The organism is Photobacterium obscurum (assembly GCF_026191635.1).
GTDB lineage: Bacteria > Pseudomonadota > Gammaproteobacteria > Enterobacterales > Vibrionaceae > Photobacterium > Photobacterium obscurum.
Genome location: NZ_JAKRRW010000001.1, coordinates 425533 through 439990 on the forward strand (window position 1 = coordinate 425533; position 14458 = coordinate 439990).

The 14458-nt window shown below is 47.4% G+C and carries 10 protein-coding genes; 3 read left to right on the forward strand and 7 right to left on the reverse strand.

Annotated features, from left to right (window positions below):
• Positions 1–57: 57 nt before the first annotated feature.
• A complete protein-coding gene (locus MD588_RS01855; protein WP_265695062.1) occupies positions 58–639 on the reverse strand; it encodes a VOC family protein in 582 nt (193 codons plus the stop codon).
• Between the two features lie 436 nt (positions 640–1075).
• Between MD588_RS01855 and argS the strand changes: the two genes are divergently transcribed.
• Both argS and MD588_RS01865 read left to right on the forward strand, forming a co-directional pair.
• Positions 1076–2806 (forward strand): arginine--tRNA ligase, encoded by a 1731-nt coding sequence (argS, locus tag MD588_RS01860; protein ID WP_265695063.1) that lies wholly within the window; start codon positions 1076–1078, stop codon positions 2804–2806.
• A gap of 190 nt (positions 2807–2996) precedes the next feature.
• Positions 2997–4019, forward strand: coding sequence for a GGDEF domain-containing protein (locus MD588_RS01865; protein WP_265695064.1), 1023 nt, complete (start codon positions 2997–2999; stop codon positions 4017–4019).
• A 116-nt stretch (positions 4020–4135) separates the two neighbouring features.
• Here MD588_RS01865 and MD588_RS01870 read toward each other — a convergent pair whose 3' ends face one another.
• A complete protein-coding gene (locus tag MD588_RS01870) occupies positions 4136–4741 on the reverse strand; it encodes a DUF924 family protein (protein ID WP_265695065.1) in 606 nt (201 codons plus the stop codon).
• Between the two features lie 240 nt (positions 4742–4981).
• Between MD588_RS01870 and MD588_RS01875 the strand changes: the two genes are divergently transcribed.
• Complete coding sequence (locus MD588_RS01875; RefSeq protein WP_265695066.1) at positions 4982–5410, forward strand: HIT domain-containing protein; 429 nt, start codon at positions 4982–4984, stop codon at positions 5408–5410.
• A gap of 100 nt (positions 5411–5510) precedes the next feature.
• On the opposite strand, the gene MD588_RS01880 is transcribed toward MD588_RS01875, so the two are convergent.
• From MD588_RS01880 to mepM, 5 genes are all read right to left on the reverse strand, one after another.
• A complete protein-coding gene (locus MD588_RS01880; RefSeq protein ID WP_265695067.1) occupies positions 5511–5753 on the reverse strand; it encodes a FeoC-like transcriptional regulator in 243 nt (80 codons plus the stop codon).
• The gene (feoB, locus tag MD588_RS01885; RefSeq protein ID WP_265695068.1) at positions 5750–8023 is read right to left on the reverse strand and encodes a Fe(2+) transporter permease subunit FeoB; all 2274 of its coding nucleotides are present in this window, start codon (positions 8021–8023) and stop codon (positions 5750–5752) included. The genes MD588_RS01880 and feoB overlap by 4 nt, the downstream gene beginning before the upstream one ends.
• Positions 8023–8250 (reverse strand): FeoA family protein, encoded by a 228-nt coding sequence (locus MD588_RS01890; protein ID WP_265695069.1) that lies wholly within the window; start codon positions 8248–8250, stop codon positions 8023–8025. The genes feoB and MD588_RS01890 overlap by 1 nt, the downstream gene beginning before the upstream one ends.
• Before the next feature lie 858 nt (positions 8251–9108).
• Positions 9109–12951, reverse strand: a complete 3843-nt coding sequence (locus tag MD588_RS01895) for a hybrid sensor histidine kinase/response regulator transcription factor (RefSeq protein ID WP_265695071.1) — start codon at positions 12949–12951, stop codon at positions 9109–9111.
• 149 nt (positions 12952–13100) lie between these two features.
• The gene (gene mepM, locus MD588_RS01900; RefSeq protein WP_265695072.1) at positions 13101–14456 is read right to left on the reverse strand and encodes a murein DD-endopeptidase MepM; all 1356 of its coding nucleotides are present in this window, start codon (positions 14454–14456) and stop codon (positions 13101–13103) included.
• Positions 14457–14458 lie beyond the last annotated feature (2 nt).

Consider the following 14458-nt stretch of genomic DNA (forward strand, 5'->3'; position numbering starts at 1 on the left):
TCTTCTACGACCGCGCTTTTCCCTGGACCTAGGGCCACAGGGCAGCTCTATCCGCTTCTATTCTTCGCTCTCTATCACATCCTTCAGCGAGCACGGATGTAGCTTGATGCACACCCCTGCTTTTTTGAATGCATAGGTCGGGTTTGGCAGGCGCTCTTTCTCACCCGATGGTGAGCTGGCTTTTACCTTGATGCCTTTATCTGCCAGGTTATCCCAAGGTAGTTGAGGAAAAGCCTCATCCAAAACCGCTTTCAGATCTTCGGTATTATTCGCCTGGGCAGGAATAACAAACTCAATGTGTTCCCATCCTTGTTGCGGGTAAGCCTTGCTGCCCGGATAAGGCAATTCCAATGCTTCTATCGTCCAGCTGCCGAGCCGTAACGGCTGCTCAAAGCCAATAACAATGATCGGGCGGCCATTGATCTCATTATTCGACCACTCCACGCCATAATCCAGCCAGGCCTTATGTAATGCTTCAGCCATTTCACGGTCATTTACCCGCAGCGCAATATGATCAGCCTGATAACTCGACAACGAAACGTTCAACTCTGTCGCCAGTGCTTCAATTCGTTGTAAGAATGCGGGCAGTTGTGCCAGCATTTGCTCGGGATGAAGGCCGGCATCAGTCAGCTTCTGCATGTTTTTTCTCCAGTTATTTAGGCTAAGGGAAACGAACGCATAATTATCCATAGTTTTAAGACGATAGAAACCCCATCTAAAGGCGACGACAAGCCTTGTTGCTGCTTGATTTGTGCATAATTTTCACGTTCTATCCATAACGAAAAAAAAATCGCACACAATGCTCATTTCGGGTTGCCAAAACACCTAACTTTGTGGGTATTATTAAGGCAATGCAATGTACGTATTCAAGATATCACCTCTTAATCAAGAGCGTGTCCCGTCAAAAATACTCACGTGATTCTTATCAGCATTAATTGTTCATAAATTAATGCCGCCAACTTTCGTGACTATTTTTGACGGTTTTTGCTTATAGCAACTCTTGAATACCGTAACCTTTTTGCCTCGCTAGTACACCTTCACTATTAGCGTAACAAATGATTTAAAGGATAAGCGTGTGAACATTCAAGCACTAATTAACGATAAAGTATCTCAGGCGTTAGAAGCCGCTGGCGCACCGGCAGGCAGTCCTGCAGCCGTTCGCCAGTCAGCGAAAGCGCAGTTTGGTGACTACCAGGCTAACGGTGTAATGGGCGTTGCTAAAAAACTAGGCACCAACCCTCGCGAATTCGCACAGAAAGTTATCGAGGTGCTGGATCTTGACGGTATCGCAGAAAAAGTAGAGATCGCAGGCCCTGGTTTCATCAACATCTTCCTTTGCAAAACTTGGCTAGCCGAGCGTGCTGAAGCGGCATTGACTGACGAACGCCTTGGTGTAACAAAAGAAGAACAAAAAACCATCGTTGTTGACTACTCTGCACCAAACGTTGCAAAAGAAATGCACGTTGGTCACCTGCGCTCAACCATCATTGGTGACGCCGTTGTTCGTACCCTTGAGCATCTAGGCCACAAAGTGGTTCGTGCCAACCATATCGGCGACTGGGGTACTCAGTTCGGTATGCTTATCGCTAACCTTGAGCGTGTTCAACAAGAGTCTGGCGAAGTTTCAATGGAACTATCAGATCTTGAAGCGTTCTATCGCGAATCTAAGAAGCTGTACGACGAAGACGAAGAATTCGCAAAACGTGCACGTAACTACGTAGTTAAGCTACAGAGTGGCGACGAGTACTGTGCAGAAATGTGGAAGAAGCTTGTTGACGTTACAATGGTTCAGAACCAGCGTAACTACGACCGCCTAAACGTATCACTAACCCGTGATAATGTAATGGGTGAGTCAATGTACAACGATATGCTGCCAGGTATTGTTGCAGACCTGAAAGAAAAAGGCCTGGCGGTTGAAGATGATGGCGCGCAGGTTGTATTCCTTGATGAATACAAGAACAAAGATGGCGAGCCTATGGGTGTTATCATCCAGAAGCGCGATGGCGGCTTCCTATACACAACCACCGATATTGCTTGTGCTAAATACCGTTACGAGCAGCTAGGCGCTGACCGTGTGCTTTACTTCATCGATTCACGTCAGCACCAGCACCTAATGCAGGCATGGACTATCGTTCGCAAAGCTGGCTATGTTCCTGAAGAAGTAACGCTAGAGCACCACGCATTCGGCATGATGCTAGGCAAAGATGGCCGTCCATTCAAGACCCGTGCTGGCGGTACCGTTCGCCTTGCTGACCTGCTAGATGAAGCTGAAGAGCGCGCGGCGAAGCTAATCGAAGATAAAAACCCTGAGCTTGCTGCAGCAGAGAAAGAAAACATCGCGAAAACAGTAGCGATGGCGGCGGTTAAGTACGCGGATCTTTCTAAGCACCGTACTACCGACTACATCTTTGACTGGGACAACATGCTGGCATTCGAGGGTAACACTGCACCATACATGCAGTATGCGTACACTCGTGTTGCTTCTATCTTCAAGCGTGCTGGCGTTGAGCAAGCCGACCTGACTCACCCTGTTGTGATCAACGAAGAAAAAGAACAGGCGCTACTATCTAGTCTGCTTCAGTTCGAAGAAGCGGTACAGACTGTTGCTCGCGAAGGTCACCCACACGTAATGTGTAGCTACCTATTTGAGCTGGCAGGTAAGTTCTCTAGCTTCTACGAAGCATGCCCGATTCTTAACGCAGAAGAAGAAGTTAAGCAGAGCCGTCTGAAGCTTGCACTTCTAACTGCGAAGACAATCAAACAGGGCTTGGATCTTCTAGGTATCGAGACGCTTGAACGCATGTAATACTTTGCTATTTCATTATAAGAAATAACGAATTTCAGACTAAAAATTCAAAGCCTTCTAAGGTATCCTTAGAAGGCTTTTTTATACCTATAAAAATACCGAACTATCACGGCGTTAAGCAATAATTCAAATACAATTCACGCCGTAGTCAATTGGCTTACGTATTTGCGACAAGAATGGAATTCAAGTTATGAGCAAAGACAGCTTTGTGGAATCGACGGAAACGTTGAAAAAAACGGTTCCCCTGATGATCAAACACAAAGTCCCCACAACACCGACCAACTATGCACTCTGGTATACCTATGCCACTCAGCAGGACCCGCAACTCAACCTCGCTATTGACCAGGGAATAGAAGCTCTAGGTGGCCTCTGTACCCCGACTCTGTGTGAGAGCCTGTACCAGGAGCATTTGGCCAGTGAAACCGACAAGGATATGATCCAACTCAAGCAGAGCTTGACGGCGATGATGCAAGAGCTATCACATACCATGTCAGATACCCTTTCTAATGCTGAAACCTTCCAGGGAGCGCTCAGTAAGACTTTCAACAAACTCGAAACCGGTGAGCGAGAGGGAATATCGTTAGAGGAGACGATGACGTTAGTCCGTGATTTAATCCGGGAGTCCCGTCAGATCCAACAGGCAACAGGTACCTTTAAAGGACAGCTCAACAATGCACAGCAAGAAATCACGGCATTACGTGAAGCATTGAATGAAAGCCAGAAAGAAGCCAATGAAGACGCACTTACTCAGCTGCTAAACCGACGAGCCTTTGAGCGTGACATTGAAAGCTACGAGAAAAACAAGGTTCCATTTAGCTTGATAATGCTCGATATCGACAAATTCAAAGACTTTAACGACAATTATGGCCACTTACTCGGTGATCAGGTATTAAAAGTTGTTGCCCGCCGACTTATCGCATGCTGCCAAGATTATGCCCAACCTTATCGTTTTGGTGGTGAGGAGTTTGTTGTTATGTTGCCGCAAAAATCCATGCCTTCAGCTCGTCAGCTGGCAGAAACCGTACGCCGAGCCGTCGAAAAAATTTCGGTATTAGACAAAAAATCTGGCCAGCGTATTAATTCTATCACCGCTTCGTTTGGCGTCGCCTCCAGGCAGGAAAACGAGAGCTGCAGCCAAGTGCTTGAGCGTGCTGATAGTTTCTTGAATAAAGCCAAGCATCTTGGTCGAAACCGAGTGCTTCCGGTCAACTAAATTCCCCAGCCTACAGCGACATTAAAATACGAAGCGCAGATAAGCGCTTGAACGAATAAAAGCCACCGTTTCACGATACGAAACGGTGGCTCTAGCATATGGGGTTTGGTAGCACGCTACTGACCAAATCGTTGGCCGCCACCATGCAACCAGTCAAGCTCTTCCTGTGTCGATAAACGCCCATGAACCGCATTCCGATGCGGAAAACGCCCAAAGCGTTTTACCACATCATGATGACTAACAGCGTATTGATAGAAGCCTTCAAAAATCACCGCATGGGCAGGCGAGACTGACTGGCGTAAACGGTCAAAGCGAAATACGCACTCTTCTTGATCTTCGACGGTTTCTGAATGCTCAAGCGGCAAGTAAAAAAACACTCTCTCAATCGGGCTTAACTGTTCATCCTGATTATTGGCAAGACCGCGCTTACAGATAGCAAGTGCCAACGAATCATAGCGGAAAGCGGCACTCAGTCCTCGATAAATATTACGGGTAAACTGATCCAGCAGCACAATCAATGCAAGTGAGCCCTGTGGCTCCTCTGCCCAGTGGCTAAGCTCTCCCCGCCCGGCTTGGCTAACCAAGGACTGAAAACGCTCGGCGATTAGCTTATCCGTGCTCTCACCACCCTGAAACCATAATGCATTCCTGTCGGTGACCGTTACTTCTTCACCCAACTCCCCAAACCAAAAATCCAAAACTTCCTGATATTCCGCTACCATATACACCTCCCCCAACCGGTACTGCAAACTCAAAGAGCACGCTATTACTGCAATTGTTCACTGAATTTGTCTTAACTCGATGAACAATGCTGGCCTTTATATCTGTTGGTATTACCATGACGGTATTGAACAAAAACTGTTTATCCCACAGTGATATTGCCAGCATACCGCAGCCTAAACTGATAACGATGAACAATGTTCCAGCATGTGAGCCGCACAATACATTTAAGGAATACGACAATGCATTTTACACTCCATCCGAGATTAGCAGCAGATACGACCATTTTAGGTGACTTACCACTCTGCCGCGTATTGCTGTCAAAAGAGGCATTAGGGCCGTGGCTGATCCTGGTGCCACGAAAAGATAACCTAACCGAAATTCATCACCTGCCCCAGGACGAACAATTTCAGCTGATGCGAGAATCAAGTGCGGTTGCTGCACTCCTGGAAACAGACTACCAGGCAGACAAAATCAATGTCGGCGCCCTTGGTAACCTGGTTCCGCAACTACATATTCACCACATCGCCCGCTTTCAATCAGATATTGCCTGGCCTGGGCCAGTTTGGGGCAAAACCGACGGTACCCAGCGCGAAGACGCTGTCCAACAAGCCCTTGCAGAAGAGCTTCGTGCCGAGCTTGCCACTATTGATGGTTTTATACCAAGTTAAATAACGGTTCTACTTATCCAGATAGGTATTACCCCGCTAAGTTAATCGCTACAAAAAAGGCAGCCATTTGGCTGCCTTTGCTTCGTATTGCTTTATCCTATCAGCGTATCACAGTGACTGACAACTCATCGGCCTGTAGCCAGCGGTACCAGACCTCTTGTGCGCTCTGACAGCAAGACTCACTGTCACAACCCACCAGCTCTTTGCCCACAGTACCTTTGCGAATCCAGATATCCAGCATCGCATCGACACCATCCTCGCTCATGCCAAAGTGGTTCGCCAGACTTTTCCGGCTGACACGTCGCTGCTGTTCAATATACTGTTTTAGCTGCTGAAGGATCATACTAGAGCCAACTCTTCCTGTTGCTTCTGCCCCTGGCGTTTGAATGCCACGTATAGGCCAACGTTAATCAGCACAAAGAAGGCTATCCACGCCATGCTTGTTACGGGGTGATCGGTAAAGTGCGCCGCCTGATAGAAAATCGTCGCAAACGTATATGCCAACAGCATCGTCCACGCAGCAATAAATACCGAGAACTTCTGGCCAAACTCACGAACGTAGGCACCCATCGCAGCTGCACAAGGCGTATATAGCAAGATGAAGATCAAGTAAGCCATCGCAGCAGCAGAGCTAACAAAATGCGCCTGAATATTGCCAAACACAGAAGTGTCTACTTCCTGATCTTCGGCAACAGCCTCAAGATCTGTCAGCTCACCCACTTCAAGACCCAGGGGATCCGAGTAGCTCAGGTCGGCAAGGTTGGCAGGGATCGACTCTACCGCTTCCTGCAGACTTGCCAGTAGATCGTACTCAGCATCTTCTCCCTCAGAAGGGGCATACAGGCTATTCAAAGTACCAACTACCGCCTCTTTAGCGAAAATACCCGTAATAATACCCACTGTTGCAGGCCAGTTGTCTTCCTTAACACCAATCGGTGACAGTACCGGAGTAACAACCTGTGCCGCTTTTGACAGAACAGACTTATGAGTATCTTCATTACCGAATGTACCGTCAGTACCCAATGAATTGAAGAAGCTTAGAATCGCGACTACCACAACGATTGTTTTACCGGCACCGAGAACAAATCGCTTCAGCTTCTGCCAGGTTTTGATACCCACATTACGCATCGTCGGGAATTCGTAATCAGGCATCTCCATAATGAAGCTATCGCTCTTGCCCGGATATAGCGTGTTTCGTAGGATAAGTCCGGTCATAACGGCTGCCGCAATACCCAGAAGGTAAAGCGCAAATACAACGTTCTGGCCGCTCTGCGGGAAAAAGGCTGCAGCAAACAACGCATAAACTGGAAGACGAGCACCACATGACATAAACGGCGCCATTGCTGCTGCCAGTTTACGCTCGCGTTCTTGCTCAAGGGTACGCGTGGCCATAATAGCAGGCACGTTACAGCCGAAGCCAAGCACCAATGGTACAAACGCCTTGCCCGGCAGGCCAACCTTCTGCATTACTTTATCCAGAACAAACGCAGCACGCGCCATATAGCCGGAGCTTTCAAGTACGGCAAGGAACAAGTACAGGCAAGCGATAACAGGGATAAAGGTCGCAACCGTTTGGATACCGCCACCAATACCATCGGCAATAACCGTGACTAGCCAAACCGGTAAGTGATCATCAAGCAGATAGTGACCACCATCGACCAAAATTGCACCGACACCAATATCAAAGAAGTCGATAAATGCACTACCGATATTAATCGAGAACATAAACATCAGGTACATCACAACGAAAAAGAATGGAATACCAAATGCGCGGTGTAATAGCACTGAGTCAATTTTATCGCTGATACTGCGGCTTAGCTTACCTTCTTGACGGCGGACATTCTGGCAGAGCTTATGTAGGTAGGTATAACGGACATCTGCTACCTGAATATCAGGGTCAACGTCCACTAGTAACTTGTTACGAACATTGCAGGCTTGGCTTTTATCCGAATCTGACAGGCCGTTAATCACCAGTGTATCGTTTTCCAATACCCGAATTGCCTGCGAACGAGCTTTGAGCTGCTCATCAGAGAACAAGCCTTGTAACTCGGTAACTGCTGCCTCAAAACGCTCACCGTAGTTCAGCGCCAGCTCACCAACAGCAACGCCTTGCGCCAACATTTTGTGCAGCTTGGCTTTAAACTCGGTAACTTGCTTAAGGTTGTTTGCCGAAAGACACATCACCGGGCAGCCCAGTGCCTTTTCAAGTGCTTTCACATCCAGCACCTGGCGCTGACGTGCCAGTACATCCATTTTGTTCAGGACAACAACCATCGGACGGCCAAGTTCGCGCAGCTGCAACGTCATATACAGGCTACGCTCCAGGCAGGAAGCGTCAACCACGTTAATGATGACATCTGCAGGCATCGTCAAAATAGCACGGGAGGCGATGGCCTCATCAAGGCTGTTGGCGTCGTTCGCACTGTCAAGGTTATAGATCCCAGGCAAATCCGTTAACGCAAAATCGTCACCAGCGCACTGATAGTTACCGGTTTTCTTTTCTACAGTAACACCTGCCCAGTTACCGACTTGCTGTTTCGCTCCGGTCAGGCCATTAAAGAGTGTGGTTTTACCACTGTTAGGGTTGCCGACTGTAAGGATGTTGTATTGCATTAGCGTACCTCCACGTTGATGTTGGCTGCTATTTGCTTACGCATTGCAATGTCGACACCACGCACACGAACCTGAAGCGGATCACCTAGTGGTGCCAATCGAACAACGGTGACCTGAGTCTCTGGTAATAATCCCATGACCATTAACTTTTTGCGGGTTGCAGAAGGAAGTTCGGACATATCTGTCACGACTCCATTTTCGCCGCACGACAACTCTGACAGTTTCATTTTAAACCGACACCTTAATAAGAATAATTAGCATTTATACTAGCAATATTACAGATTGAAACAATATTCGTATTGTTTTAAATCAAAAAAACCACTCCAACTGTAGGCTTATTAAGCAAATTTGCCCCCAAACGACTTCAATCAGATTGATTTAAAAAGGGAGCTATATGTTCAGCTCAAGAAAAATCATGCCTGGAGTTGTTGAACCTTTTTAACGTGATTTGACACGAAAATAGGCTTTCGCAACTACTTCCAAGCAAAGAACGCCTGTTTTTAACGTAGAGCCACGATGCCTTCAAATCAGTACCCAGCCTACATGGCCTGACATACCAGCCCAGCTGAAACAAGCATCTTGACGTCATCTGGAGGTATGCGTTGCGGAATACATATTCGGTGCAGTATGGAAAAACAACTTTGACGTTTTTGACAAGTCCGTCAAACCGTATATAAATTCATACCTTTCAAGCAGTTAGTCAAGTTGGCGTATATCTATAACTTGCTGGCGCAGATCTAATAACAGAAACAAAGCCAAAACGTTATATTGCTTCCAGCAAGAGGCCACTGGCCCAGTGATATTCCAAAGGCAATATGGCGACCGTCATATTGCCGGCAGCAAGCGAAGGTGCCATTGGCACCCGTGATATGGCCTAATAAGCCATATCACGCTTTTTTTGTTACCCTTCTTTCGCGACAGACCTTTTTTGCCAAAGTAGTAAAACCTCTCCCTATGGCCGATAAGACCAACACAGTACTTATACCAATTAGCATAAAATTCGAAACTCGTATTTATACTGATTGGTATTAGGCAAGTTTGGGATTATAGGGAACAACTGGAGTCTGCGTGTGCAGAACCAAAGATTAGAGTGAGGGCTGAGCCTGATATTTAGCCGCATACTGAGATGGGGTAATGCCAAAGTGCGCTTTAAAGCGTGTACTAAAATAAGACGGCTCATTAAAGCCACACGAGAGTGCGACATCGGAAATACGATCACCCTGCTTGAGCATCAGTTTCGCCTGCTCAAAACGGAACTGAACAACATAGTCTTTAAACAACATCCCAAACTCTTGCTTAAATTTACGCTGTAAGCTTCGCTCGGACATATATAGCGCTTTTGCTGCTGCAGCCGTACCAAAGTCAGCATGGTGAAAATGGTCTTCGACCAAAACCATAACATTCTTGCGCCACAAGGAAAGGGGCTCCGACGTAGATAAAACAGTTTCGCCGTTAGCTTCGAACGATGAAAACGGAGGCTGTTCGCCATTCAATAAAAATGAAAGACGCGCAAGCAATGTATCAGGCGCAATGGGCTTACTTAAAATCAAATCAATCTCAGCTTCACTAACAAGGGCATCGATGTCGAAATTGTCCTCAACCATTAAAACAAAGCGCATCCAACGCAAAGACGGATCATCATGAAGTCGCTCCCGAACTTGCCGTCCCTGCAGCCCCGGTAAGTCGATGTCACACAACATCAAATCAGGCCGGTTTTGTTTGGCAAGAAGCACAGCTTCATAACCGTCCTTTGCAACTGCGATAGAAAACTCCTGCTGCAGCAAGAGTTTTAGACATGAAACAAATTCAGAATCGGTTGAAGCAACAATCACCGACGGTAGGCTACTTCGTGGCTCGCCAGTTTTTTCGCTGTGCTTGGTTGTGGCCTCGACTTCGCGATAAAGCGGTAAGGTCAGAATAAATTCACTCCCTACCCCCTGATAGCTAATCACCGATATATCACCATCATATCGCTCAACCAGTTCTTTAACCGTACTCAAGCCAAGGCCGAACCCCATCTCCAGATTAAAGTTCGCATCTTCCTTAAAATAACCATCAAAGATATTTTTCCGAATATCCTCCGACATCCCCTTCCCGGTATCACTGACCGAGATCACTAGTTTCTGGCCTCGGTGCTTAACGCCCACCGTAATACAACCACTCCTAGCCGTATACTTAAGTGCATTCGACAGTAGGTTTCCAATCATGATTTCAAGGTGATAGGGAGCCATTTTCACACTCAGCCCGCAGGTGTCATCTTCAAGACATAAGATGATCTCTTTGCGCTCCGCTTCCATCTGCCAACTCTGGCATGATGCCTGAATAATTGGGCTGACAAGTTGCTCACAAAGCTTATCTGGCTCAACAAAAGCCAATGCATCCCGGTTTAGCAGTTGCTCGGCCAGGTGCAAAGAACGCTCTACATTTCTCACAACCAAATCAAGCTGTTCTTTCTCTTCTCTTTGGCTGGTTTCAAGCATTTTTTTTACAGGGCCAAGAATAAGCACCAGCGGAGTACGCAGCTCATGAGAAAGCTGTGCCATAAAATTCTGACGTACTTGCAATATACGCTGCATCTGCTTGTTGCTGGCATATAGTTGTTTTTTCTGTAACTCGATTTTGGCTGTTTTCCTAAACACCGCCTGCTTCAGGTGAAGGTTTTGTTGGTTTTCTCCCCGAGCTCGCCAGGTCACGATAACAAAAATCAACACGGCCACTGCAATCACAATTGCGCTCAGCAGCCAGTAAGATAAATACCACGGCCTGAGTACACGAAACGGATAAGCAGTTGTCTGCTGAGAGCGGGCTGAGTTCAATAAATCCAGTCGCAACTCCAGCTTATAATCTCCAGGCCCTAAAGTATCAATAAATAATTGGGTTCCATTAAGGCGACGCCACTCACTTTCATCCGCCCCCAACAAACGATACTGCATCTTTCTTTGTCCGGTAAATGGCAGCACGCCAACCCCAAAGCTGATAGATGCCCCAAACGGTATAGTCAGTAACTGCTCGCTGGCTCCTGCTAGTTGCCTCAACTGATGATCAACTCTGACTTCACTAATAACTATCGTGGAAAAATGCATATCAGAGTTGAGCAGCTTACTTGGCGTGACTTCCAATATACCTTCGCGCCCGCCAAATAGCAGGGTTCCTGAATTTAACGTCTCGCAGGCCTGTGAGTAGAACTCTTTTTCTACGACTCCAACAGGAGGAGAAAAATGCTGTTTCAGCTCCGCCGGAAAATTATAGTAAGACAGCCCTTTACTGGAGCCGACCCAAACGCCACTGCTGTCGCCAGCTACGCAATACGGGGTGGCATGATCTCCCATGAGCTTGATAAATCGCAGCTGCAACGGGTCTAAATTCGGCGCAAGTTGCAGGCTATGGTTATTCACAATCCATAGCTGGGTCATGCGGTCTTCATAAAGATCAAGTACCCCACCTTGATTGGCAGTCTGCTCAACCATATGTAACAGCCCGGCCTCATACTGGTATAAGGCATAATCCGTTCCCACCCAGACATTATTCTCGCTGTCTTCATATAATGCTGTAACGGCTTCCTCACCACTGGGATCTTGCAGCCAGTGACTGCCGAAAGAAATAAGCTCTTCCGAATCAGGCCAATAGCGATAAAGCCGTGACGGCATACCAATCCAGACAGAATTGTAACGGTCTACCATCAAGCTAATGATAGGCTTATCTTGGAACAAGGCCGGTATCGCAACCGGAGACCAATCATTGTGTAGTCGGGAATAAACCTTCAAGCCAGACTCCGTAGCAAGCCATAGCAAACCATCACGATAAGCAAGATGGTTAACGACGCCGAGAGAAGGAGTATGACTGACAATATCTAGGTTTTCGGCTAACTCAATCGTCCCCTTATCTGTAGCCAGCCATATACTGCCACCATTCAGCTGGATGACATCATTGATCTGGCTGGCCTGAATTGTGCCTTGGTCCAAGCCATAACGAAGCCGCTTGAACAATGCCGTCGTCGTCGGAAAATAATTAACCCCATTATTCGTGGCTATCCACAGTGCCCCCTCTTCATCACGGAGCAACCCCTTAATACGATCACCATCAATCGAAAAAACATCATTGCGAAGCGCACGGAAGTGCTTTAGTTCAAAAGATTGCAAGTCGATAAGGTTGAGCCCTTGCTTTGTTCCAACCCAAAGCCCCATATCAGTTTCCGTAATACTTGAAACAAACTGGTGACTAATCTGCGCACTGTGAAGAGAGTGAAATGGACGCACATCGCGTGACAGGTATAACCCATTTAGAGTACCAAACCATAACTGCTGGTTACTGTCTTCAAATACCGCCGTGACCCTTTGTTCAGGGTACACCCGGGGCTCGAGCAGCTGGCGCCCTCGGAACTCGTAAGCACCTAGCTCACCAGCGATAAAAATAGATTCTCCTGCCGTAAAAAGCCCCGTCAGGGTAAAGGGTTCCGGAAAGGCAAAAAACTCTGGTTGCAGCTTATAATCCTGTACAGCATAAAGGCCGTGACGATTTGCAAACCAAGCTTCTTGTCCTAATTGAACCACAAACTGGAACGGCTCCTGGCTTATATTGAGCGGAATAAGCTGCGTCGTGGCGGGAGAGTAGGCGAATGCCTGACCATCCTTCACTAGCCATACAGTCTGGCCTACCATCACGGCATCCGTCACACCGGAAATCTTGTCTCCAGCACCATCAACAGCATTGTTAAGTCGCTGCCCATCATAAAAAATAAGCTCACCGTGAACGTCAACAAACCAAAGCCCACTGTTGACGTTACTAATAATTTTTTCTGCTGCAACAAGGCTCCCCTGCTCCTGGTGGGGCAAGGGATAAAACACATAGTTAGCGCCTGCAACGGCAGTGGCAATACCACCGTTAAACAGCGCCAACAGACCAAAAAACAGAAAGAGGGCTTTAATCATATTGACCAGGAACTATTTACAGCATATCCCTGTACGGATTTTAATACGTTCAGCTCATCATTATGCAATATGCAACTATCGAATATAAGTGTGATTTTATAAAATGTGGATTAGTCCATAAAAAAAGCGCACCTTAGTGCGCTTTTTCATTAACCCGGCATCACTGCCAGTAGTTTCTGTCTCTCATCGCTAGCAAGTTGAGTAAAACGTCCTCGCTGTTTCGATGATATTGGCTCGGCCTGAGGCAAGGGAACCTTCATGGCATTCACCGCACGGTTCTTTTTGATCAGCTCATAATGAAGGTGTGGCCCGGTCGAGCGGCCCGTATTGCCACTTAATGCAATACGTTGCCCCATGGTGACCTTATCCCCTACCTTCACCAGCAACCGGTGCAAGTGCAGGTAACGAGTCATATATTCACGACCGTGCTTAATAACCACATAGTTACCGGCAAGTGGGTGCTTTCTGGCTTTAACAACGACGCCATCACCCGCAGCAAGAACCGGTGTACCGATTGGTGTGGCAAAATCAGTGCCATTATGAGGCGATATACGTCCGGTAACGGGGTGCTTACGTCTCGGGTTAAATGACGAACTAATACGGTAACGCTTGGCCAATGGAATTCGGCGTAGGGCACGATTTAAACTCTTGCCACCTTCATCATAAAACTGCCCATCTTCATGGCGCATCACAAAGACTTCACGATGACCACTCAAGTAATACAGGGCTTTCACATCACCACGAGTCACCGCTTTGCCATCAATAAACTCGCGCTCAACGGATACCGCGAATCGGTCCCCTTTACGAGCTTCGCGTCCAAAATCAAAACGCCACTGCAACGCCTGAACCAAAGTCTGGATCTGGCTCGGCGTCAGTCCCGCAGAGCGTGCTGACTGATAAAAACTGCCTGAGATCCGACCGGTTAGCATCACCGGCTTGATCACGCCGTTTTCTTCAAGTTTTTTGTACTGGTAACCTTGCTCAGTCAGGGTATAGCTATCCATCACTTTGGCATTGCGCCTAATAGTGAACTCTTTGACTCGCCCTTCTTCAGTCACCGACCACTCGATCATCTGACCGACACCGAGTTTCTGAATCGACTTGTTTACCTTGATTAGGCGATACATGTCATTCAGCGGCAATGCATACTGCGAGAAGATCACTCCCAATGTCTCGCCAGAAGCGACCTTGTGAGTGTGGGCAACATCGACCACTTCTTCCAGTTGTTGCTCCAACTCATCTTTCGGCACCTGAAATTCAGGATCCTCAGGATCAAGCACCGCACCCAACGGCTCACTATTTTGCTCTGACAACACATCAAGATCACCAATAGGGATCTCGACATCAACACGCTCGCTGCTCTGAAAGGTGGATGCCTGCTTAATCGGAGTAGATGGCTGCCACATCATGGCAGCCACGACAAGCAATGAAGTTGAGGCTAAAGCAATCCGGTGCTGGCGAGGCAGTTGTTTTATTGTTAAGGCCGCAACCTTGAGTATTTTCATTA

What these genes read in the sequence shown, in the direction of transcription:
- MD588_RS01895 (WP_265695071.1), bottom strand. Translation starts at nt 12,951, where the DNA reads ATGATTAAAGCCCTCTTTCTGTTTTTTGGTCTGTTGGCGCTGTTTAAC.
- MD588_RS01880 (WP_265695067.1), bottom strand. Translation starts at nt 5,753, where the DNA reads ATGATCCTTCAGCAGCTAAAACAGTATATTGAACAGCAGCGACGTGTC.
- MD588_RS01875 (WP_265695066.1), top strand. Translation starts at nt 4,982, where the DNA reads ATGCATTTTACACTCCATCCGAGATTAGCAGCAGATACGACCATTTTA.
- MD588_RS01890 (WP_265695069.1), bottom strand. Translation starts at nt 8,250, where the DNA reads ATGAAACTGTCAGAGTTGTCGTGCGGCGAAAATGGAGTCGTGACAGAT.
- MD588_RS01870 (WP_265695065.1), bottom strand. Translation starts at nt 4,741, where the DNA reads ATGGTAGCGGAATATCAGGAAGTTTTGGATTTTTGGTTTGGGGAGTTG.
- mepM (WP_265695072.1), bottom strand. Translation starts at nt 14,456, where the DNA reads ATGAAAATACTCAAGGTTGCGGCCTTAACAATAAAACAACTGCCTCGC.
- MD588_RS01855 (WP_265695062.1), bottom strand. Translation starts at nt 639, where the DNA reads ATGCAGAAGCTGACTGATGCCGGCCTTCATCCCGAGCAAATGCTGGCA.
- feoB (WP_265695068.1), bottom strand. Translation starts at nt 8,023, where the DNA reads ATGCAATACAACATCCTTACAGTCGGCAACCCTAACAGTGGTAAAACC.
- MD588_RS01865 (WP_265695064.1), top strand. Translation starts at nt 2,997, where the DNA reads ATGAGCAAAGACAGCTTTGTGGAATCGACGGAAACGTTGAAAAAAACG.